This window comes from Cupriavidus sp. H18C1, assembly GCF_049311595.1.
GTDB classification, from domain to species: Bacteria; Pseudomonadota; Gammaproteobacteria; order Burkholderiales; family Burkholderiaceae; genus Cupriavidus; species Cupriavidus cauae.
On sequence record NZ_CP186008.1, the window covers coordinates 895,103 to 913,736 of the forward strand.

Consider the following 18,634-nt stretch of genomic DNA (forward strand, 5'->3'; position numbering starts at 1 on the left):
GCGGGTCCGAAACGAGCCTTGCCGCAGAGGGCACCACCGTGGCGCCCTCTGCCACGCAGGCCTGCCCACGGCTATCCCCTGGCCCGGCGCGCGGCTGTGCGAGCCACCCCACAGTCGCCGGCGAGAAGCCTACGTACAGTGACGTCGTCACCGTCACGCGTCTTCCGCCCACGACCGAGGATCGCCACCATGAACGCTCCGCCGCGCGCCGAACGCATCCCCTCCTGCCGCCGCCCATGTGGTGGTGGTCGGACCGGTGCGCAACTGCAGCGCGACCATCGCGGCGGAAGTGGCCCGCTTTCGCAGCGTGCTGTCCGGCTTCGCCTCGCTCAGCTTCCTGGTGGTCGAAAGCGATTCGACGGACGACTCGGTGCAGCAGCTGCGGCAGCTCGCCGCGCAGGTGCCCGGCTTTGCCTTCGAATCGATGGGCGTGCTGCGCGATCGCCATCCGATCCGATGCGACCGCATCGCGGTCTGCCGCAACGTCTATGTCGAGCGCCTGGCCAGCGACCCGCGCTATCGCCATATCGATTACGTGATGGGCGCCGACCTCGACAACGTCAATCACCAGCTGAGCGCCGAGGCGGTGCTCAGCTGCTGGCGCAGCGATGTCGACTGGAGCGGGATGACGGCCAACCAGCGGCTGGCCTACTACGATATCTGGGCGCTGCGGCATCCGGTCTGGGCGCCGGTGGATTGCTGGGCGGCGTATCGCGAGATGGCCGCGGTGGTCGGCCATCGCCAGGCGATCGAAATGTGCGTCGCGTCCAAGCAGGTCCGGGTGCCCGTCGATGCCGCGCCGATCGAGGTCGAGTCGGCGTTCGGCGGCTTCGCGGTCTACCGGCGCGAGGCCTTCGTGACCGGGCGCTATGTCGGCGTCGATGCCAACGGCGGGGAAGTCAACGAGCACATCGGCTTCCACGCCGATCTGCGCGCGCGGGGCCATCGCCTCTACATCAACCCGGCGATGATCAACGCCGATTTCACCGAGCACACCTATTACAAGACGCCGCTGGGGCATCTGCGCAAGGAACTGATGTGGCGGGTGCGCGAGACCGCCGATTCCCTGCATTGCCGCGAGCAGCTCGAAGCGGCTATCGACGCGGTCAAGAAGATGCTGGCCGGGTCGTCGATGGAACGCCCCGGCAAGCTGCGCTGACGCGCGGCGCCGTGCCGCGGGCGCTCAGGTCCCTGCCATTCGCCCTGCCCTTCGCCCTGCCCTTCACCCTGCCCTTCACCCTGCCCTTCACCGTGCCCTTCAAGCGGCCGCGCGCAGCGGCGCCCCGGCGCTGGCCGCGGAAGCCGAAGCCGGCGGGGCGATGGCCGTGCCGGGCGCGGCCATGCCGCTGCTGCGCGAGCGACCCGAGCTCAGGTAGCCCGCGATCGATTCCTGCGTGACCTCGCCCAGATAGACGCCCTCGGCATCGACCACCGGCAGCCAGCTGGTGTTGTGCTGGTACATGCGCGACAGCACGATGCGCAGGTGCTCGTCGAAGGCCGCGGTCGCGGCGAACGGACGCAGCACGTCGCCGCAGGCGTGCTTGCCCGCGGCCGGATTGCGCGCGTCGCGGCGCGCCACATAGCCCAGCGCGCGCTGGCCCCCCATCGAGCACCGGCAGGTAGCGCACGTCGGCGTCGTCCATCAGCGCCAGCGCCTGCGCCAGCGGCATCTCGGGCGTGGCGGTCGCGCCCATGGTGGCGGCATCGCCGGCGCGCACCAGCAGCAGCCGCTTGAGCGTGTTGTCGTGGCCGACGAAGGCCTGCACGAACTCATCGGCCGGATGCGCCAGCAGCGCGTCGGGATGATCGAACTGGACCAGCTTGCCGGCGCGGAACACCGCGACCTTGTCGGCCAGCTTGATCGCCTCGTCGATGTCGTGCGAGACCATGATCACGGTCTTGCCCAGCTGCCGCTGCATCTGCAGGAATTCGTTCTGGATGCTCTCGCGGTTGATCGGATCGACGGCGCCGAACGGCTCGTCCATCAGCAGCACCGGCGCGTCGGCGGCGAGCGCGCGGATCACGCCGATGCGCTGCTGCTGGCCGCCCGACAGCTCGCGCGGATAGCGCGACAGCATCCGGTTCGGATCGAGCTGCACCATCGCCATCAGCTCGCGCGCGCGTTCGCGGCAGCGCTGCTTGTCCCAGCCCAGCAGGCGCGGCACCACGGTGATGTTCTGCTCGATCGTCATGTTGGGGAACAGGCCGATCTGCTGGATCACGTAGCCGATCTTGCGGCGCAGCGCGACCTCGTCGATGCCGGCGGTGTCCTCGCCCTCGATCAGCACGCGGCCCGAGGTCGGCGGGATCAGCCGGTTGATCATCTTCAGCGTGGTCGTCTTGCCGCAGCCCGACGGGCCGAGGAACACGCAGATCTCGCCGCGCGGCACCGTCAGCGACACCGAGTCGACCGCGCGCACCAGCGCGCCGTCCTTCTGCGTGAACGATTTGCTCAGTTGGTCCAGTTCGATCATGTGCGGATTCCTTTGGGCGTCAGCACGCGCTGCAACCATTGCAGGCACGCGTCCGCCACGATGGCGAGCAGGCTGACCAGGACGGCGCCCACCGCGAGTTTGCTCATATTGCTCTGGCTGATCGCTTGCAGGATCAGCACGCCGAGGCCGCCGGCGCCGATCAGCGCGGCGATGGTCGCCACGCCGATGTTCATCACCACCGCGGTGCGCACACCGCCGAGGATCACCGGCACCGCCAGCGGCAGGTCGACCAGCCGCATGCGCTGCCAGGTGGTCATGCCGATGCCGCGCCCGGCCTCCTGGATGCCGCTGTCGATGCCGGCCAGCGCCACATAGGTGTTGCGCAGGATCGGCAGCAGCGAATACAGGAACACCGCGGTGACGGCCGGCAGGTAGCCGAGCGCGTGGCCGAAGCGCGCGAACACCGGGATCATCAGCCCGAACAGCGCGATCGACGGGATCGTCAGCACCACCGTGGCCAGCGTCATCATCGGCGTGGCCAGCCAGCGCCAGCGCGTGGCCAGGATGCCGAGCGGCACCCCGATCAGGATCGCCAGCCCAACCGCCGCGCCGACCAGCGCGAGATGCTCGCCGGTCATCTTCAGCAGCGTCGGCCAGCTGTGTTGCAGATAGGAAATCAGGTCCATGGATTGTTCGTGTTTGTCCGTGCTTTGTCCGTGGGCGTCCCGGCCGGGGCGTCAGATCAGCCCGTGCTGGCGCAGGAAGTCGGCCGCGACGGCATCGACCGGTTTCTGTTCGATGTCGACGCGGTAGTTCATCTCCGTCATCGACGCGTTGTCGAGCGCCGCGGCCAGCGCGTTCAGCAGCTCGGCCAGCTGCGGATGCGCGTCGAGCACCGCCTTGCGCACCACCGGCACCGCCTGGTAGGCCGGGAAAAAGCCCTTGTCGTCGCGCAGCAGCACCAGGTCGAAGCCCTTGACGCGGCCGTCGGTGGCGTACACCAGGCCGGTCTGGACCTGGTCGTTGCGCAGCGCGGTGTAGACCAGGCCCGGATCGAGCTGGATCACGTCGCGCCGCGTCCACGGCAGCCCGTAGGCGGCCTTCAGCGGCTCCAGGCCGTCGGGCCGCGCGGCGAACTCCATGTCGACCGCGAAGGCATGGCGCTTGTCCTCGCCGTCGGCGCGGATCTTGTCCGCGAGCTCGGACAGCGAGCTCACGCCGGCGGCTTCGGCGCGGTGGCGCGGCATCGCCAGCGCATAGGTGTTGTTGATCGTCGAAGGCTGCAGCCAGACCAGGCCCTTGGCCGCATCGAGCGACTTGACGCGGGCGTAGCTCTGCTCGGCGTCGAGCTTTTCCTCGACGCGGTTGAACACGATCAGCGCGGTACCGGTGTAGTCCCACACCACGTCGAGCTGGCCGCTCTCCATCGCCTGGCGCATCAGCGTGCTGCCCAGTCCGGCGGTCAGCTCGGTGGTCAGGCCCTTGGCGCGCAGGTACTGCGAGGTCATCGACGACAGGATCAGCTGCTCGGTGAAATTCTTGCCGCCCACGCGCACCGGATCGGCGGCCGCCGCGGGGGCGTTCGCCAGCAGCGCGGCGATGCTCAGCAGCGCGGCCAGCCACGTGCGCGGACGAAGCGATCGAATCAGCGTCATGGTGTTCTCCTTGAGGTTCCCCTTCATGCCGCCAGCCCTCGCCGGCGCAGGTAGAAGCGTCCGCCCGCGGCGAACAGCGCGTCGAGCGCCAGCGCCAGCAGCGCGGTGGCCGCGGCGCCCAGCAGCAGCAGCGACGGCTTGTTCAGGTAGATGCCGGGGAAGATCAGTTCGCCGAGGCTGTTGGCGCCGATCAGGAACGACAGCGGCACGGTGCCGACGTTGATCACCAGGCTGGTACGCACGCCGGCCAGGATCACCGGCATCGCGTTGGGCAGCTCGACGCGCAGCAGCCGCTGGCGCGGCGTCATGCCGATGCCCTTGGCCGCTTCGAGCAGCGCGGGCGGCAGGCCGCGCAGCCCCTCGCAGGTGTTGCGCACGATCGGCAGCAGCGAGGCCAGCCACAGCGCCAGCACCGCGGGCCGCTCGCCGATGCCGAGCACGGCCAGCGACAGCGCCAGCACCGCCAGCGACGGCACGGTATTGCCGATATTGAAGACCTGCATCAGCCGGTCGGCCCAGCGCCGCAGCGCCGGGCGCGACAGCAGGATGCCGGCGGGCACGCCGGTGGCGAGCGCCAGGGCCATCGACCACGCCACCAGGCGCAGGTGATCGGCCACGTCGTAGAGCAGGCGTTCGCGGTGCTCGGCGATCGTGTCGACGCCGACCCAGGCCAGCAGGCCCGCCAGTGCCAACACGATGAAACCGGCCCAGCCGAGTCCACGCCAGATTCGCAGAGACATCTTTCCTCCCGTAAGCCGGCCGGCGTCGTCGATCGGCGGATCGGCCGGTCGACGACGGACGGCGGCAAAAGCGCGGCGCGGCAAGGCGCGACGGCCGCGACGGCGGTCCATGAAGGGACGACGGCAACGGACCAGCGCAATGGCGGGACCCGATGGGGACATGCGCCATGGCGGCGGACCCGGCCGGGTCCAGGCTAGATTGGTGCTGTCCGCCATGACCGGCGGGATGCCGGCGGACGGACGGGGGGCGCCCATTGCCGCAAAGGGTGCGACGCGACGGGAGCCCGGTGACGGACCGCGGGGCCACCCGGAACGGGCGGGCGCCAGCGGCCCTGGCGCGGCGCTGCGGGTCGGCGCGACGGTCGGCGGATGGTCGGCAACAAGCCGGGCAACTCGCGGACGGTCGCGGATGGTCGGTTACGACCTCGCAGGCCAGTGGCAGCGCAAAATTGAAGGTTCCGACGCGCCGCCGGATCAATCGGCCGTGGTCACGAATCGGCCGCGGCGAGCGCGAAGCTCAAGCGGCTAATTTGCAACAACGGATGGCAAAGAGGTCGCTATTCTAACCAACTTCAGCGATCTTGTCACCCCGGTCGGTAACGGGCGGCTTTCGGGCGTCATTTTGGCGCATCCCGGGCCGCCGAAAACGGCCGTCACGGCCACCCTTCCCGATCCCTTCGCGTTCCATTCCCGTTCACAAACAAACATCGATCGTCCTGCACACGGAACGCTCTTTTGCCCTTCGCCCGGCTACCGCTTTTCCGCCAAACCCTTACATTGACTGGGTAACGCGGCGCGAGGCGCCGCTCGCCAAGACACAGGAGATCCGACATGGACGACATCCGCAACCCGAACGACGTCACCACCGTCCCGGCCACCGCCGAGGAATCGGTGCAGCGCACCCGCACCATCGACCGCGTGGTGCGCGGCATCGCCACCTCCGACGGCGCCGGCGTCAAGCTGACCCGCGTGCTGACGCAGAACCTGCAGCGCCGGCTGGACCCGTTCCTGATGCTCGACGCCTTCGGCACCGACCGGGCCGACGACTACATCGGCGGCTTTCCGGCCCACCCGCATCGCGGCTTCGAGACCATCACCTACATGCTGGCCGGCCGCATGCGCCATCGCGACAGCGCCGGCAACGAGGGCCTGCTGGAGAACGGCGGCGCGCAATGGATGGTGGCCGGTGCCGGCGTGGTGCATTCGGAGATGCCGGAGCAGCAGGACGGCCGCATGGAGGGCTTCCAGCTGTGGCTGAACCTGCCGGCCAGCGACAAGATGATGGCACCGTGGTACCGCGACCTGCCGGCCGCGGCGATCCCGACCGTCGCGCTGCCGGGCGGCGCGGTGGTGCGCGTGCTGGCCGGGGCTTCGCACGGCGTGCAGGGCGCGATGACGCGGCCCGTCACCGAACCGCTGTACCTGGACGTCGCGCTGCCGGCCGGGCAATCGTTCGCGCAGGCCCTGCCGGCCGGGCATAACGCCTTCGTCTATGTGTATCGGGGCGAGGTCAGCGTCGGCGAGGGCGATGCGCTGGCCGCGCTCGACGCGCAGCGGATGGGCGTGCTGGCCAACGAGGCCGATGCCGACGGCGTGATCGTCAAGGCCACGCAGGATGCGCACTTCCTGCTGATCGCCGGCAAGCCGCTGGGCGAGCCGATCGTGCAGTACGGGCCGTTCGTGATGAACAGCGAGGCGCAGATCCACCAGGCGCTGAGCGACTTCCGCGACGGCCGGTTCGAGGGGAAGGTGCAGAGCGCGGGGTAAGGCCGGCCCTCTCCCGCAAGCGGGAGAGGGGAGAAGCTCCACCGACCCCTGACATGCCGCGGTTTTGCTCCCCTCTCCCGCTTGCGGGAGAGGGGCCGGGGGAGAGGGCAGACTTACACCGGCCCTTACCCGTTCCCCTCCACCGCCGCCACGCCCTTGCCCTTGCGCAGCCGCGCGCGCAGGTCGCCGATCATCGGCCAGATCAGCACCAGGATGGCCAGCGTCATGATGGTGCCCACCAGCCCGTTGGACCAGAAGATGTCGAGCGAGCCCGACGAGACCAGCATCGTTTGCCGGAACGCGTCCTCGGCGCGGTCGCCGAGCACCAGCGCGAGCACCAGCGGCGCCAGCGGATAGTCGAGCTTCTTCAGCACATAGCCGATCACGCCGAAGCCCAGCATCAGCCAGACATCGAACAGCGCGTTGTTGACCGTATAGGCGCCGATCGCGCAGACCACCAGGATCAGCGGCGCGATGATCGAGAACGGGATGCGCAGGATCGCGGCGAACAGCGGCACCGTCGACAGCACCACCAGCAGCCCGACGATATTGCCCAGGTACATGCTGGCGATCAGCCCCCAGACGAACGGTCCCTGCTCCTGGAACAGCAGCGGCCCCGGCTGCAGGCCCCAGATCATCAGCCCGCCCAGCAGCACCGCGGCGGTCGCCGAGCCGGGAATGCCCAGCGCCAGCATCGGCAGCAGCGCGCTGGTGCCGGCCGCGTGCGCGGCGGTCTCGGGCGCGACCACGCCCTCGATATTGCCCTTGCCGAACGAGTCCGGATCGCGCGCCATCCGCTTGGCCACGCCATAGCCCATGAACGACGCCGCGGTGGCGCCGCCCGGCGTGATGCCGAGCCAGCAGCCGATCGCCGACGAGCGCAGCACCGTCATCCAGTAGCGCGGCAGCTCGGCCCAGGTGCGCAGCACCACCTTCAGGTCGATGCGCGCCTGCTTGCCGCGGAACGCCACGCCCTCCTCCATCGTCATCAGGATCTCGCTGATGCCGAACAGCCCGATCACCGCCACCAGGAAGTCGAAGCCGCGCAGCAGCTCCGTCGAGCCGAAGGTCATGCGCAGCGTGCCGGAGACCGTGTCCATGCCGACCGCCGCCAGCAGGAAGCCGACGCACATCGCGATCAGGATCTTGGGCTTGGACTCCTTGCCCATGCCGACGAAGCTGCAGAACGTCAGCAGATAGACCGCGAAATACTCGGGCGGCCCGAAGCGCAGCGCGAACTTCGCCACCAGCGGCGCCAGGCAGGTGATCAACAGCACGCCGGCCATCGCGCCCAGGCACGAACCGGTGAAGGCCGAGGTCAGCGCCCGTCCCGCTTCGCCGCGCTGCGCCAGCGGATAGCCGTCGAAGGTGGTCGCCACCGACCACGCCTCGCCCGGGATGTTGAACAGGATCGACGTGATCGCGCCGCCGAACAGCGCGCCCCAGTAGATGCAAGACAGCATGATGATGGCCGAGGTCGGATCCATCGAGAACGTCAGCGGCAGCAGGATCGCGACGCCGTTGGGGCCGCCCAGCCCGGGCAGCACGCCGACCACGATGCCGAGCAGGATGCCGACGAACATCAGGCCGATGTTCTGCCACGACAGCGCGACCGAGAAGCCGTGCATCAGCGCATTGAATTCCTCCATGGTGCCCTCCTAGAAGCCGAGCGCCGCTTCCAGCGGGCCCTTCGGCAGCGGCACCCGGAACTGGATCTCGAAGATCCAGAACAGCACCAGATTGATCCCCGCGCCCAGCAGCACCGCGCGCCACCATTCGGCCTTGCCCACCGCCATCATGAAGCCGGCGATGAAGATCGCCGACGCGACATAGATGCCGAGCCAGCCGATCAGCGCGACGTAGACCGACAGCGGCAGCAGGATCACGCAGACCTGCCGCAGTTGCTGCCAGCTGGCGAAGATCGCGTCGGCCGGCGTGCGCCAGGCCTGCCATGCCACGGCCAGGCTGCACACCAGCACGATCGCGCCGACGCGCAGCGGAAAGTAGCCGGCCTCCGGGCCGTCGGCGGCCCAGCCCGCGCCGATGCGGTGGTTGCTCCAGATCACCACCGCGGCGCCCGCCAGCAGCAGCGCGGCCACCACCAGCTCGACCGCGCGCAGCGACACGCCGCGCGCGTCGGCGTCCGCGTCCTGGTCGACGCCGGCGGCGGCCGCATGCTCTTGCTGTGTTTCCATCGAAAACTCTCCCAGTCGGTGCGCGCGGCGGCCCGCGTCGAGCCGGCCGCGCGTCGTTGGCGGTGCCGGATCAGCGCGCGGCCATGAAGCCGGCTTCCTTCAGGATGTCGCGGTGCGCGTTCTCGTCCCGGGCGAGGAAGTCCTCGAGCGGCTTGCCGGCGAGGAATTCGCTCTTGAGCGCATTGCGCTCCAGATACTCCTTCCACTCCGGCGTGGCGACGATTTTGCGCATCAGCTCGACGTAGTACTTCTGCTGATCGGGCGTGATGCCGCCGGGCATCATGAACACGCGCAGCATCTGGTACTGGACGTCCAGCCCCTGCTCCTTGCAGGTCGGCACGTCGCGCCAGCTCTGCGACTGGGTGACCTTGGTGGTGTAGCCCATCCGCTCGGGCGCGAACACGCACAGCGCGCGGTGCTCGCCGGCGCGCCACTGGCCGATCGATTCGGAGGGTTGTTGACGTTGGCGTCGATGTGCTTGCCCGACAGCTGCGTGGCCGCCTCGCCGCCGCCCTTGTACGGCACGTAGATGAACTTGGCACCGGTCTTCTTCTGGATCAGCGTGGTGATGATCTGGTCCTCGCGCTTGGAACTGGTGCCGCCCATCTTGACCTTGCCGGCGCCGGCCTTGGCGCCCTCGACGAATTCGGCGACGGTCTTGTACGGCGCCTCGGCGTTGGTCCACAGCACGAACTCGTCCTGCGCCACCATCGCGATCGGCGTCAGGTCGCGCCAGCTGAATGGCAGGTGGCTGACCATCGGCACCGTGTACAGCGCCGACGAGGTCACCAGCAGCTTGTGCGGATTGCCCTGCGACGCCTTGGTGTCCATCAGGCCCTCGGCACCGCTGGCGCCGGCCTTGTTGACCACGATCACCGGCTGGCTCATCAGCTTGTGCTTGGCGATGATGCTCTGGATCGAGCGCGCCATCTGGTCGGACGCGCCGCCGGCGCTGAACGGCACGACGATCTCGACCGGCTTGGTCGGCTCCCATGCCCATGCCGCGGCCGGCGCGCCGCCGATCGCGAGCGCGACGGCGCCGAACGCCAGCATCGAACGCTTGCCCTGCTTGCTGTGCTTGCTTTGCATTGCCTGTCTCCTCGTTGGAATGTCACATCGGTCCGCCGCGTGCCGGCCGTCCAGCGGCCTTGTCGCGGTCTGTGCGGCGGACGGGTCTGGCGCCGGCACGGCAACGGTGCCGGCCTGTCCTCCCTGTGCTGCTGCTCTCTCCCTGCTGTCCCGCTGCTGCTGTTCCGCTCCTTGCTGTGCCATCCGTCTGCACGATCGGTCTGCGCTATCTGTCCTTCCCCGCGCCCGCCGCTGCACCGTCCGTCCGCTGCGCCAGCGCGGCCGCCAGCACCCGCGCCACGTGCCACGCCTTGCGCGTGGGCGCCATCGGCGATCTGATGCCGGCAGCTGGTGCCGTCGGCGACCACGATCGCGTCGTCCGCGCGCGCCCGCACCGCCGGCAGCAGCGACAGCTCGGCCATCGCCATCGAGGCCTCGTAGTGCTCGGCCTCGTAGCCGAAGCTGCCCGCCATGCCGCAGCACGACGAATTGACCGGCGACACCTTCAGCTCGGGAATCCAGCCCAGCACGGTCTGCACCGGCGTGAAGGCGTCGAAGGCCTTCTGGTGGCAGTGCCCGTGCACCAGCGCCTCGCGCTGCGGCAGCGGCTGCAGTGCCAGTGCTTTCAGGCTCAGGCGCCCCGCCTGGCGCTCGCGCACCAGGAATTCCTCGAACAGGAAGGCGCTCGCCGCCAGGCGCGCCGCCTCGTCGCCATAGCCGTAGCCGAGGAATTCGTCGCGCAGCGACAGCAGGCACGAGGGCTCGAGCCCGACGATGGGCACGCCGCGCGCAACGAAGGGCTGCACCGCGTCGAGCAGGCGCCGCGCCTCTCGGCGCGCCTGCTCGACCAGCCCCGCCGCGAGAAACGTGCGGCCGCAGCAGAGCGGACGCTCGCCCGGCCGCATCAGCGGATGCACGGTGTAGCCGGCCGCTTCGAGCACGGCCTGCGCGGCGCGCGCGTTCTCGGGCTCCATGTGGTTGTTAAAGGTGTCGACGAACAGCACCACCTCCCGGTTTCCCCCCGGCGGCCGGGTCGTGCAACCGACCGTGCAACGGATCGTGCATCGAAGCGGCCAGGGAAGCGGTGTCCGTCGCAGCACCGGCGCCGGCAGTGGCCGGGGTGGCATCGCCGCGGCCGGCACGCGCAATCGTCGACAGAAACGAACGCTGCCAGCGCGGCAGGCTGCGCTGCGGCGCGAAGCCGAGCGCGCGCCTGGCCCACGCCGACAGCAGCGGAATCCGGTCGGCCAGTGTCATCAGCGCGGGCATCCGGCTCGCCAGCGGCGCATAGCGCGGCATGAAGGCCACCAGCCGATCGCGCAGCGTCAGCCCGTGGCGCTGCGCCCACGCGTGTCGCGCCTCGATCTTGAACCGCGCCATGTCGACGCCGGTCGGGCAGTCGCGCTTGCAGCCCTTGCACGACACGCACAGGTCGAGCACCGCCTTGACGTCCTCGCTGGCCAGTCCTTCCTCGCCGAGCTGGCCCGACACCGCGAGCCGCAGCGTGTTGGCGCGGCCGCGCGTGACATGCTGCTCGTCGCGCGTGACGCGGTAGCTCGGGCACATGGTGCCGGCGTCGAACTTGCGGCAGTGGCCGTTGTTGTTGCACATCTCGACCGCGGCGGCGAGCCCGCCGGTGCGGTCGTCGCCGCTGCCCGGCGGCGTTTCCTCGCCGCTCAGCGGATCGCGCCTGACGTTCCAGGCCGACCAGTCCAGCGCCGGCTGCAGCGGCAGCCGCTGGTAGCCCGGCGGAAAGCGGAACAGCTCGCGCGTGTCCATCTTCGGCGGCCGCACGATCTTGTCGGGGTTGAAGCGGTTGTCCGGATCGAACAGCGCCTTGATCTCGCCGAAGGCGGCATGGATGCGCGGGCCGTATTGCCAGGCCACCCACTCGCCGCGGCACAGGCCGTCGCCGTGCTCGCCCGAATAGGCGCCCTTGTACTCGCGCACCAGCGCCGCCGCCTCCTCGGCGATCGCGCGCATCTTCCCGGCGCCGTCGCGGCGCATGTCCAGGATCGGCCGCACGTGCAGCGTGCCGACGCTGGCGTGCGCATACCAGGTGCCCTCGGTGCCGTGGCGATGGAACACCTCGGTCAGCCGGCGCGTGTACTCGGCCAGGTGCGGCAGCGGCACCGCGCAGTCCTCGATGAAGGAGACCGGCTTGCCGTCCCCCCTTCATGCTCATCATGATGTTCAGGCCCGCCTTGCGCACTTCCCACAGCGCCTTCTGCGCGCCGGCGTCCGGCATCTTGACCACCGAGCCCGGCAGGCCGAGATCGCCCATCAGCTCGTCGAGCGCATCGAGGTCGGCGCGCAGGGCGGCGGCATCCTCGCCGGCGAACTCGACCAGCAGGATCGCCTGCGGCTCACCGCGCAGCGCCGACGCGATCACCGGGCGGAAGGCCGGGTTGGCCATCGACAGGTCGATCATCGTGCGGTCGACCAGCTCGACCGCGACCGGCGAGAGCCCGACGATATGCTGGGTCATTTCCATCGCCTGGTAGAAGGTCGGGAAATTGACCACGCCCAGCACCTTGTGCGTCGGCAGCGGCGCGAGCTTCAGCGTGATTTGCCGGCTGTAGGCCAGCGTGCCTTCGGAGCCGACCAGCAGGTGCGACAGGTTGGCGTGGCCGTCGTCGGTATAGGCGCGCGGATTCTGGCAGTCGAACAGATCGATGTTGTAGCCGGCGACGCGGCGCAGCACCTTGGGCATGCGCTCGGCGATCTCGTCGCGCTCGCGCGTGGCGATCGCGCGCAGCTGCTGCAGCATGGCCTGCACGCGCGGATCGGTGGGTGCCTGCGCCAGCGAACCGAAATGGCATTGCGCGCCGTCGGCCAGCACCGCGTCGATCGCCAGCACGTTGTGCACCATGTTGCCGTAGGCGAGCGAGCGCGAACCGCAGGAGTTGTTGCCCGCCATGCCGCCGATCGTGCATTGCGCGCCGGTGGAGACGTCGACCGGGAACCATAGCCCGTGCGGCTTGAGCCAGGCGTTCAGGTGATCGAGCACGATGCCGGGCTCGACCGTGACGGTGGCCGCGACCGGATCGAAGTCGATCACCTGGTTCAGCCACTTGCTGTTGTCGATCACCAGCGCTTCGCCGACGGTCTGGCCGCACTGGCTGGTGCCGGCGCCGCGCGCCAGCACCGGCGCATGCGCGTCGCGTGCGATCTCCAGCGCCAGCAGCAGGTCGCGCTGGTCGCGCGGCACCACCACGCCGACCGGCATGATCTGGTAGATCGACGCGTCGATGGCATAGCGGCCGCGGCTGGCGCGGTCGAACAGCACGTCGCCGCGCAGTTCGCGCTTGAGCCGCGCCGCCAGCGGCGAGCCGGGGCCGCCCTCCGAGCGGACGAAGTGCAGCGGCTTGACGAGCGGCGTGGCGGGCAACGACGACGCCAACGAAGGGGCCGACGTGGAGGCCAGACGCGTGGACGGATCCGTCATCGCAGCTCCATCCGCTCAGGCGGCGGCCTTCAGCGCCGGCGTGTCGGCATGCGAGGTCAGGTACTCCATCGCCGCGGCGACGCCGCTGCCCTGCAGCGGCACGCCCGACAGCTTCAGCCCCATCTCGCAGCCCGACAGCGTCGCCATCAGCGTCAGGTCGTTGCAGTCGCCGAGATGGCCGATGCGGAACATCTTGCCGCGCATCTTGCCCAGCGCCTGGCCCAGCGACATGTTGAAGCGTTCGTAGATGCGCTTGCGCACCGCGTCGGCGTCGACGCCCTCGGGCATCATCACGCCGGTCAGCACCGGGCTGTAGACGGCCGGATCGGCGCACTGGATCTCCAGGCCCCAGGCGCGCACCGCGCGGCGGGTCGCCTCGCCCAGGCGCTGGTGGCGCGCGAACACGTTGTCCAGCCCCTCCTCCAGGATCATGTCGAGCGCCTCGGACAGGCCATACAGCAGGTTGGTGTTCGGCGTGTACGGCCAGTAGCCGTTCTTGTTGGCCTCGATGATCTCGTCCCAGCGCCAGAAGCTGCGCGGCATGCGCGCTGCCTTGCTGGCGGCGATGGCCTTCGGCGACAGCGCGTTGAAGCTGATGCCCGGCGGCAGCATCAGGCCCTTCTGCGAGCCCGACACCGTCACGTCCACGCCCCACTCGTCGTGCCGATAGTCGGCCGAGGCCAGGCCCGAGATCGTATCGACCATCAGCAGCGCCGGATGGCCGGCCGCATCGATCGCGCGGCGCACCGCGGCGATGTCGGAGGTCACGCCGGTCGAGGTCTCGTTGTGGACCACGCAGACCGCGCGGATCCGATGGCCGCTGTCCTCGCGCAGCCGCGCCTCGATCATGTCGGGCTGCACGCCGCGCCGCCATCCCTCGATGCCGGGCAGGCCGAGGAATTCCGGCTGCAGGCCCAGCGACTCGGCCATCGACTTCCACAGCGTGGCGAAATGCCCCGTCTCGTACATCAGCACGGTATCGCCGGGGCTGGTCGTGTTCGACAGCGCGGCCTCCCAGGCGCCGGTGCCCGAGGCCGGATAGATGATCACCGGGTGCTCGGTTTTGAAGATCTTGCGGATGTCGGCCAGCACCTTGCGCCCGAGCGCCCCGAATTCCGGCCCGCGATGGTCGATGGTCGGATAGCTGATTGCACGCAGGATGCGATCCGGTACCGGGCTCGGTCCGGGAATCTGCAGGAAGTGGCGGCCGGCGGGGTGGAAATCGAGCGAAATCATGGGCGGGTGCCTCCTTGTTGAATTTTGAATTCAAAATACTCTAGCAGCCGGCCCCGGCGATCCCAAGCGGAAATTGCCCCGCAAGCGCGCTCGTTTACCCGGATTGCCGGCACCATGCGGGCTGCGGGACAGTTCCACGCGACTGTGCGCTAGAATGGCCGGGACATCACGGATAAGGACTTTGAATGCAAAATTCCGCCGAAGGGGAACCGCTGCCCGACAGCGGCGCGACCCCGTTGCTGCCCCGGCTGGAGCGCCAGCGCCTGCACGACACCGTGGTCGAGCACCTGCGCAAGTTCATCACCGAGGGCGTGCTCAAGCCCGGCATGAAGCTCAACGAGCGCGAGCTGTGCGAGACGCTGGGGATTTCGCGCACGCCGCTGCGCGAGGCGTTCAAGGTGCTGGCCGCCGAGAACCTGATCGAGATCTCGCCGAACCGCGGCGCCAGCGTGTCGCGCATGACCGAGGCCGAGATCTGGGAGACCTTCGAGCTGATGGCCGGGCTGGAAGCGTTTGCCGGCGAACTAGCCTGCGAGCGCATCACGCCGGCCGAGCTGGCGCAGATCAAGGCGCTGCATTACGCGATGCTGGCCTGCCGCGCGCAGAACGACCTGTCGGGCTACTACAGCCGCAACCAGGAGATCCACGACCGCATCAACGCGGCCGCGCGCAATGGCGTGCTGCGCCAGACCTACCTGTCTATCAACCGCCGGCTCAAGGCGCTGCGCTTCCGCTCCAACCAGCAGACCCAGAAATGGGACCGCGCGGTGCAGGACCACGAGGCCATGATCCAGGCGCTGGAAGCGCGCGACGGCAAGCGCCTCGCGGCGATCCTGCGCCAGCATCTGCTGGAGAAGCGCGAGGCGGTGATGCAGGGCTCGCTGGCGACCGCCTCGCCCGGCGAGGGCACGGACGCCCCGGCTTCGGCGGCCTGAGCGCGCCGTCCTGCCATTGGAGGCCCGCGCTCGCCGGGCCTGCCTTCACGCTGACCAGGCCTGCACTTGCCGGGCCTGCCTCGCCCGGCCCGTCCTCGCTCGCCGGACCTGCTGTCGCTCGCCGGGCCTGCGCTCGCGCGGCGGCACACGGGCGCTGCCTCGACCTTCCCCCTCACATCCCACCCGGCATGCGACTTGCAACCGTCCGCCAGCCGTTGCGGGGCCTGCATCGGCGGCCAGATCGGCCGTTCCGGGACCCGCGCACTTATATAATCCCGACCTGATAACAGGCATTACGCTTCCGTGATGACGCCGCCAGGCGCGCCGGCCATGCTGGCCGACGCCTTGCCGCTGTTCACTGCTGATCGCTGCCGCCGTGCCGTGGCGCCGCTCCGCTGCGGTTTGCCCGGTGCCGCGCAGTGCCGACGGACGAAGCCGCCCTTATAACCAGAGCCGCCTCAGTGACATCCAACTTCCCCACCAGGCTGACGCTTGCCCATATCGTCAAGCGCTATCCCGGCGTGACCGCCAACGACGACGTCTCGCTGACCGTCGCCCCCGGCGAAATCCATGCCGTGCTCGGCGAGAACGGCGCCGGCAAGTCGACCCTGATGAAGATCATCTTCGGCGCGGTCAAGCCCGATGCCGGCCAGATGCACTTCAACGGCGCGCCGGTCGTCATCGACAGCCCGCACGACGCCCGCGACCTGGGCATCGCGATGGTGTTCCAGCATTTCTCGCTGTTCGACACGCTGACCGTGACCGAGAACATCGCGCTCGGCCTGCCGGCCGCGCAGCGCGGCGGCACCTCGATGAAGGCGCTGGCCGCGCGCATCCGCGAGACGGCCGCGCGCTACGGCCTGCCGCTCGAGCCCGAGCGCCATGTGCATACGCTGTCGGTAGGCGAGCGCCAGCGCGTCGAGATCGTGCGCGCGCTGCTGGCGCGGCCGCAATTGCTGATCCTCGACGAGCCCACCTCGGTGCTGACGCCGCAGGCGGTGCAGACGCTGTTCGTCACGCTGCGCCAGCTCGCCGACGAAGGCACCAGCATTCTCTACATCAGCCACAAGCTCGACGAGATCCGCGCGCTGTGCCATCGCGCCACCGTGATGCGGATGGGCCGGGTCACCGGCGTCTGCGATCCGCGCCAGGAAAGCGCGGCCTCGCTGTCGCGCATGATGATCGGCGGCGAGCCGCCGCGCGAGGCGCGCGTGGCCACGCCGCGCGGCGCGCTGCGGCTGGCGGTGCGCGAGCTGTCGCTGCCGCGCGCGCACGCCTTCGCCACCGCGCTCGACGGCATCGCGCTGGACCTGCATGCCGGCGAGATCGTCGGCATCGCCGGCGTGTCGGGCAACGGCCAGCAGGAACTGCTGGCGGCGCTGTCCGGCGAGGACACGCGCGCCGCGCGCGACGCGATCGCGCTCGACGGCAAGCCGGTCGGCAGGCTCGATGCACGCGCCCGCCGGCGCGCGGGCCTGGCCTTCGTGCCCGAGGAGCGGCTCGGCCGCGGCGCGGTGCCCGGCATGAGCCTGGCCGACAATACGCTGCTGTCGCACCAGGACCCGCCCTATGTCCGGCGCGGCCTGGTTTCGCCGAAGGCGGCGGCCGGGCTCGCGGCCGCGATCATCCAGCGCTTTCGCGTCAAGGCCGGCGGCCCGGACGCGCTGGCGCGCAGCCTGTCGGGCGGCAACCTGCAGAAGTTCATCGTCGGCCGCGAGGTCGAGAGCGGCCCCGGCGTGCTGATCGTCGCGCAGCCGACCTGGGGCGTCGACGTCGGCGCCGCCGCGCAGATCCACAACGAGCTGCTGGCGCTGAAGGCGACCGGCTGCGCGATCCTGGTCGTCTCGGAAGAGCTCGACGAGCTGTTCGCGATCTGCGACCGGCTGCACGTGATCGCCAAGGGCCGGCTGTCGCCGTCGATTCCGGTGGAAGACGCCACGCGCGAACAGATCGGCCTGTGGATGAGCGGGCTGTGGCAAGGCGGACCGGGCGGCCAGGACGAAGGCCGGCAAGACGTCGCGGAGGCGCGCGTCCATGGCTAAATCGCTTGGCTTCGCCTTTCCCCTGTCGCTGGCCCCGCGCGGCCTGCCCTCGCGCCCGATGGCCTATGCCTCGCCGGTGATCGCACTGGCGCTGACGCTCGCCTTCGGCGCGCTGCTGTTCGTGCTGCTCGGCAAGGACCCGATGGCCGCGCTGAAGGTCTTCCTGGTCGATCCGGTCAAGGACAAGCGCGCGCTCGGCGAGGTGCTGCTGAAAACCGTGCCGTTGGTGCTGTGCGCGCTCGGGCTGTCCGTTTGCTACCGGGCCAACGTCTGGAACATCGGCGCCGAAGGGCAGCTGATCCTCGGCGGCATCTTCGCCGCGGCGACGGTGCTGTGGTTCGATGTGCCGGGCCAGCAGGCGAGCGCCACGACCGGCACGGCGGTGCTGGTGCTGGCCTCGCTCGCCGGCATCGCCGGCGGCATGCTGTGGGCCGGCATCACCGCGCTGCTGCGCGACCGCTTCAACGCCAACGAGATCCTGGTCTCGCTGATGCTGACCTATATCGCGCAGCAGCTGATCCTCTACGTGGTCAACGGCCCGCTGAAGGATCCGCAGGGCATGAATTTCCCGCAGTCCAAGGTGTTCTCGGCGGAGTTCCTGCTGCCCAACCTGATGTCGGGCTCGCGGCTGCATGCGGGCTTCGTGGTGATGCTGGTGCTGGTGGCCGTGATGACGGTGTTCCTGTTCCGCAGCTTCGCGGGCTACCGGCTGCAGGTCGGCGGCACCGCGCCGTCGGCCGCGCGCTACGCCGGCTTCTCGGCGCGCGCCTCGCTGTGGATGGCGCTGCTGATCTCGGGCGGCTTCGCCGGGCTGGCCGGCGCCTTCGAGGTGGTGGGACCGATCGGCCAGCTGCTGCCGTCGATCTCGCCGGGCTACGGCTTCACCGCGATCATCGTCGCCTTCGTCGGCCGGCTGCATCCGGTCGGCGCGGTGTTCGGCGGCATCGTGATGTCGCTGTTCTATATCGGCGGCGAGATGGCGCAATCGCGCCTGGGCCTGCCGTCGGCCATCGGCTGGGTGTTCCAGGGGATGCTGCTGTTCTTCCTGCTCGCCTGCGACAGCCTGATCGACCACCGCCTGCGCTGGCGCGCGGCGGCCGCCCGATAGTCCCC

Annotated in this window: 11 protein-coding genes and 3 pseudogenes; 5 read left to right on the forward strand and 9 right to left on the reverse strand. The window is 69.7% G+C overall.

All coding sequences use genetic code 11. The features are described from left to right. The first annotated feature begins 238 nt into the window (after positions 1-238). The gene (locus OJJOAM_RS04220) at positions 239-1,159 is read left to right on the forward strand and encodes a hypothetical protein (protein WP_422648955.1); all 921 of its coding nucleotides are present in this window, start codon (positions 239-241) and stop codon (positions 1,157-1,159) included. A 99-nt stretch (positions 1,160-1,258) separates the two neighbouring features. Here the strand turns inward: OJJOAM_RS04220 and OJJOAM_RS04225 are convergent. The 4 genes and pseudogenes from OJJOAM_RS04225 to OJJOAM_RS04240 form a co-directional block, all read right to left on the reverse strand. Continuing rightward, positions 1,259-2,474 (reverse strand): annotated as a pseudogene (locus tag OJJOAM_RS04225) (betaine/proline/choline family ABC transporter ATP-binding protein). Next, a complete protein-coding gene (locus tag OJJOAM_RS04230; RefSeq protein ID WP_174781386.1) occupies positions 2,471-3,121 on the reverse strand; it encodes an ABC transporter permease in 651 nt (216 codons plus the stop codon). The pseudogene OJJOAM_RS04225 and the gene OJJOAM_RS04230 overlap by 4 nt, the downstream one beginning before the upstream one ends. Positions 3,122-3,172: 51 nt before the next feature. Then, positions 3,173-4,090 carry a glycine betaine ABC transporter substrate-binding protein gene (locus tag OJJOAM_RS04235; protein WP_422648956.1) on the reverse strand — a complete coding sequence of 306 codons (918 nt, stop codon included), beginning with the start codon at positions 4,088-4,090 and terminating at the stop codon, positions 3,173-3,175. 23 nt (positions 4,091-4,113) lie between these two features. Then, on the reverse strand, positions 4,114-4,830 hold the full coding sequence (locus OJJOAM_RS04240; RefSeq protein WP_149317946.1) for an ABC transporter permease: 717 nt from the start codon (positions 4,828-4,830) through the stop codon (positions 4,114-4,116). Positions 4,831-5,661: 831 nt separating this feature from the next. On the opposite strand from OJJOAM_RS04240, the gene OJJOAM_RS04245 reads away from it, so the two are divergent. Then, a complete protein-coding gene (locus OJJOAM_RS04245) occupies positions 5,662-6,597 on the forward strand; it encodes a pirin family protein (protein ID WP_422648957.1) in 936 nt (311 codons plus the stop codon). A gap of 125 nt (positions 6,598-6,722) precedes the next feature. On the opposite strand, the gene OJJOAM_RS04250 is transcribed toward OJJOAM_RS04245, so the two are convergent. The 5 genes and pseudogenes from OJJOAM_RS04250 to OJJOAM_RS04270 form a co-directional block, all read right to left on the reverse strand. Continuing rightward, complete coding sequence (locus tag OJJOAM_RS04250) at positions 6,723-8,246, reverse strand: tripartite tricarboxylate transporter permease (RefSeq protein WP_422648958.1); 1,524 nt, start codon at positions 8,244-8,246, stop codon at positions 6,723-6,725. 9 nt (positions 8,247-8,255) lie between these two features. Further along, positions 8,256-8,792, reverse strand: a complete 537-nt coding sequence (locus OJJOAM_RS04255) for a tripartite tricarboxylate transporter TctB family protein (RefSeq protein ID WP_422648959.1) — start codon at positions 8,790-8,792, stop codon at positions 8,256-8,258. 70 nt (positions 8,793-8,862) lie between these two features. After that, positions 8,863-9,845: pseudogene (locus OJJOAM_RS04260) on the reverse strand (tripartite tricarboxylate transporter substrate binding protein). Between the two features lie 241 nt (positions 9,846-10,086). Beyond that, positions 10,087-13,308: pseudogene (locus OJJOAM_RS04265) on the reverse strand (FAD-binding and (Fe-S)-binding domain-containing protein). A 15-nt stretch (positions 13,309-13,323) separates the two neighbouring features. Beyond that, on the reverse strand, positions 13,324-14,544 hold the full coding sequence (locus OJJOAM_RS04270) for a pyridoxal-phosphate-dependent aminotransferase family protein (protein ID WP_150084553.1): 1,221 nt from the start codon (positions 14,542-14,544) through the stop codon (positions 13,324-13,326). 185 nt (positions 14,545-14,729) lie between these two features. Here OJJOAM_RS04270 and OJJOAM_RS04275 point away from each other — a divergent pair, with 185 nt between their 5' ends. The 3 genes from OJJOAM_RS04275 to OJJOAM_RS04285 all read left to right on the forward strand — a co-directional run bounded on the left by OJJOAM_RS04275 (position 14,730) and on the right by OJJOAM_RS04285 (position 18,629). Continuing rightward, complete coding sequence (locus OJJOAM_RS04275; protein ID WP_422648960.1) at positions 14,730-15,479, forward strand: GntR family transcriptional regulator; 750 nt, start codon at positions 14,730-14,732, stop codon at positions 15,477-15,479. 461 nt (positions 15,480-15,940) lie between these two features. Continuing rightward, a complete protein-coding gene (locus tag OJJOAM_RS04280) occupies positions 15,941-17,521 on the forward strand; it encodes an ABC transporter ATP-binding protein (RefSeq protein ID WP_422648961.1) in 1,581 nt (526 codons plus the stop codon). Further along, positions 17,514-18,629 carry an ABC transporter permease gene (locus tag OJJOAM_RS04285; RefSeq protein ID WP_422648962.1) on the forward strand — a complete coding sequence of 372 codons (1,116 nt, stop codon included), beginning with the start codon at positions 17,514-17,516 and terminating at the stop codon, positions 18,627-18,629. Before OJJOAM_RS04280 ends, OJJOAM_RS04285 begins: the two co-directional genes overlap by 8 nt. Positions 18,630-18,634: the final 5 nt, after the last annotated feature.

Coding starts and splice junctions, on each gene's coding strand:
- OJJOAM_RS04250 (WP_422648958.1), bottom strand. CDS start 8,246: ATGGAGGAATTCAATGCGCTGATGCACGGCTTCTCGGTCGCGCTGTCG.
- OJJOAM_RS04255 (WP_422648959.1), bottom strand. CDS start 8,792: ATGGAAACACAGCAAGAGCATGCGGCCGCCGCCGGCGTCGACCAGGAC.
- OJJOAM_RS04285 (WP_422648962.1), top strand. CDS start 17,514: ATGGCTAAATCGCTTGGCTTCGCCTTTCCCCTGTCGCTGGCCCCGCGC.
- OJJOAM_RS04270 (WP_150084553.1), bottom strand. CDS start 14,544: ATGATTTCGCTCGATTTCCACCCCGCCGGCCGCCACTTCCTGCAGATT.
- OJJOAM_RS04235 (WP_422648956.1), bottom strand. CDS start 4,090: ATGACGCTGATTCGATCGCTTCGTCCGCGCACGTGGCTGGCCGCGCTG.
- OJJOAM_RS04245 (WP_422648957.1), top strand. CDS start 5,662: ATGGACGACATCCGCAACCCGAACGACGTCACCACCGTCCCGGCCACC.
- OJJOAM_RS04275 (WP_422648960.1), top strand. CDS start 14,730: ATGCAAAATTCCGCCGAAGGGGAACCGCTGCCCGACAGCGGCGCGACC.
- OJJOAM_RS04230 (WP_174781386.1), bottom strand. CDS start 3,121: ATGGACCTGATTTCCTATCTGCAACACAGCTGGCCGACGCTGCTGAAG.
- OJJOAM_RS04240 (WP_149317946.1), bottom strand. CDS start 4,830: ATGTCTCTGCGAATCTGGCGTGGACTCGGCTGGGCCGGTTTCATCGTG.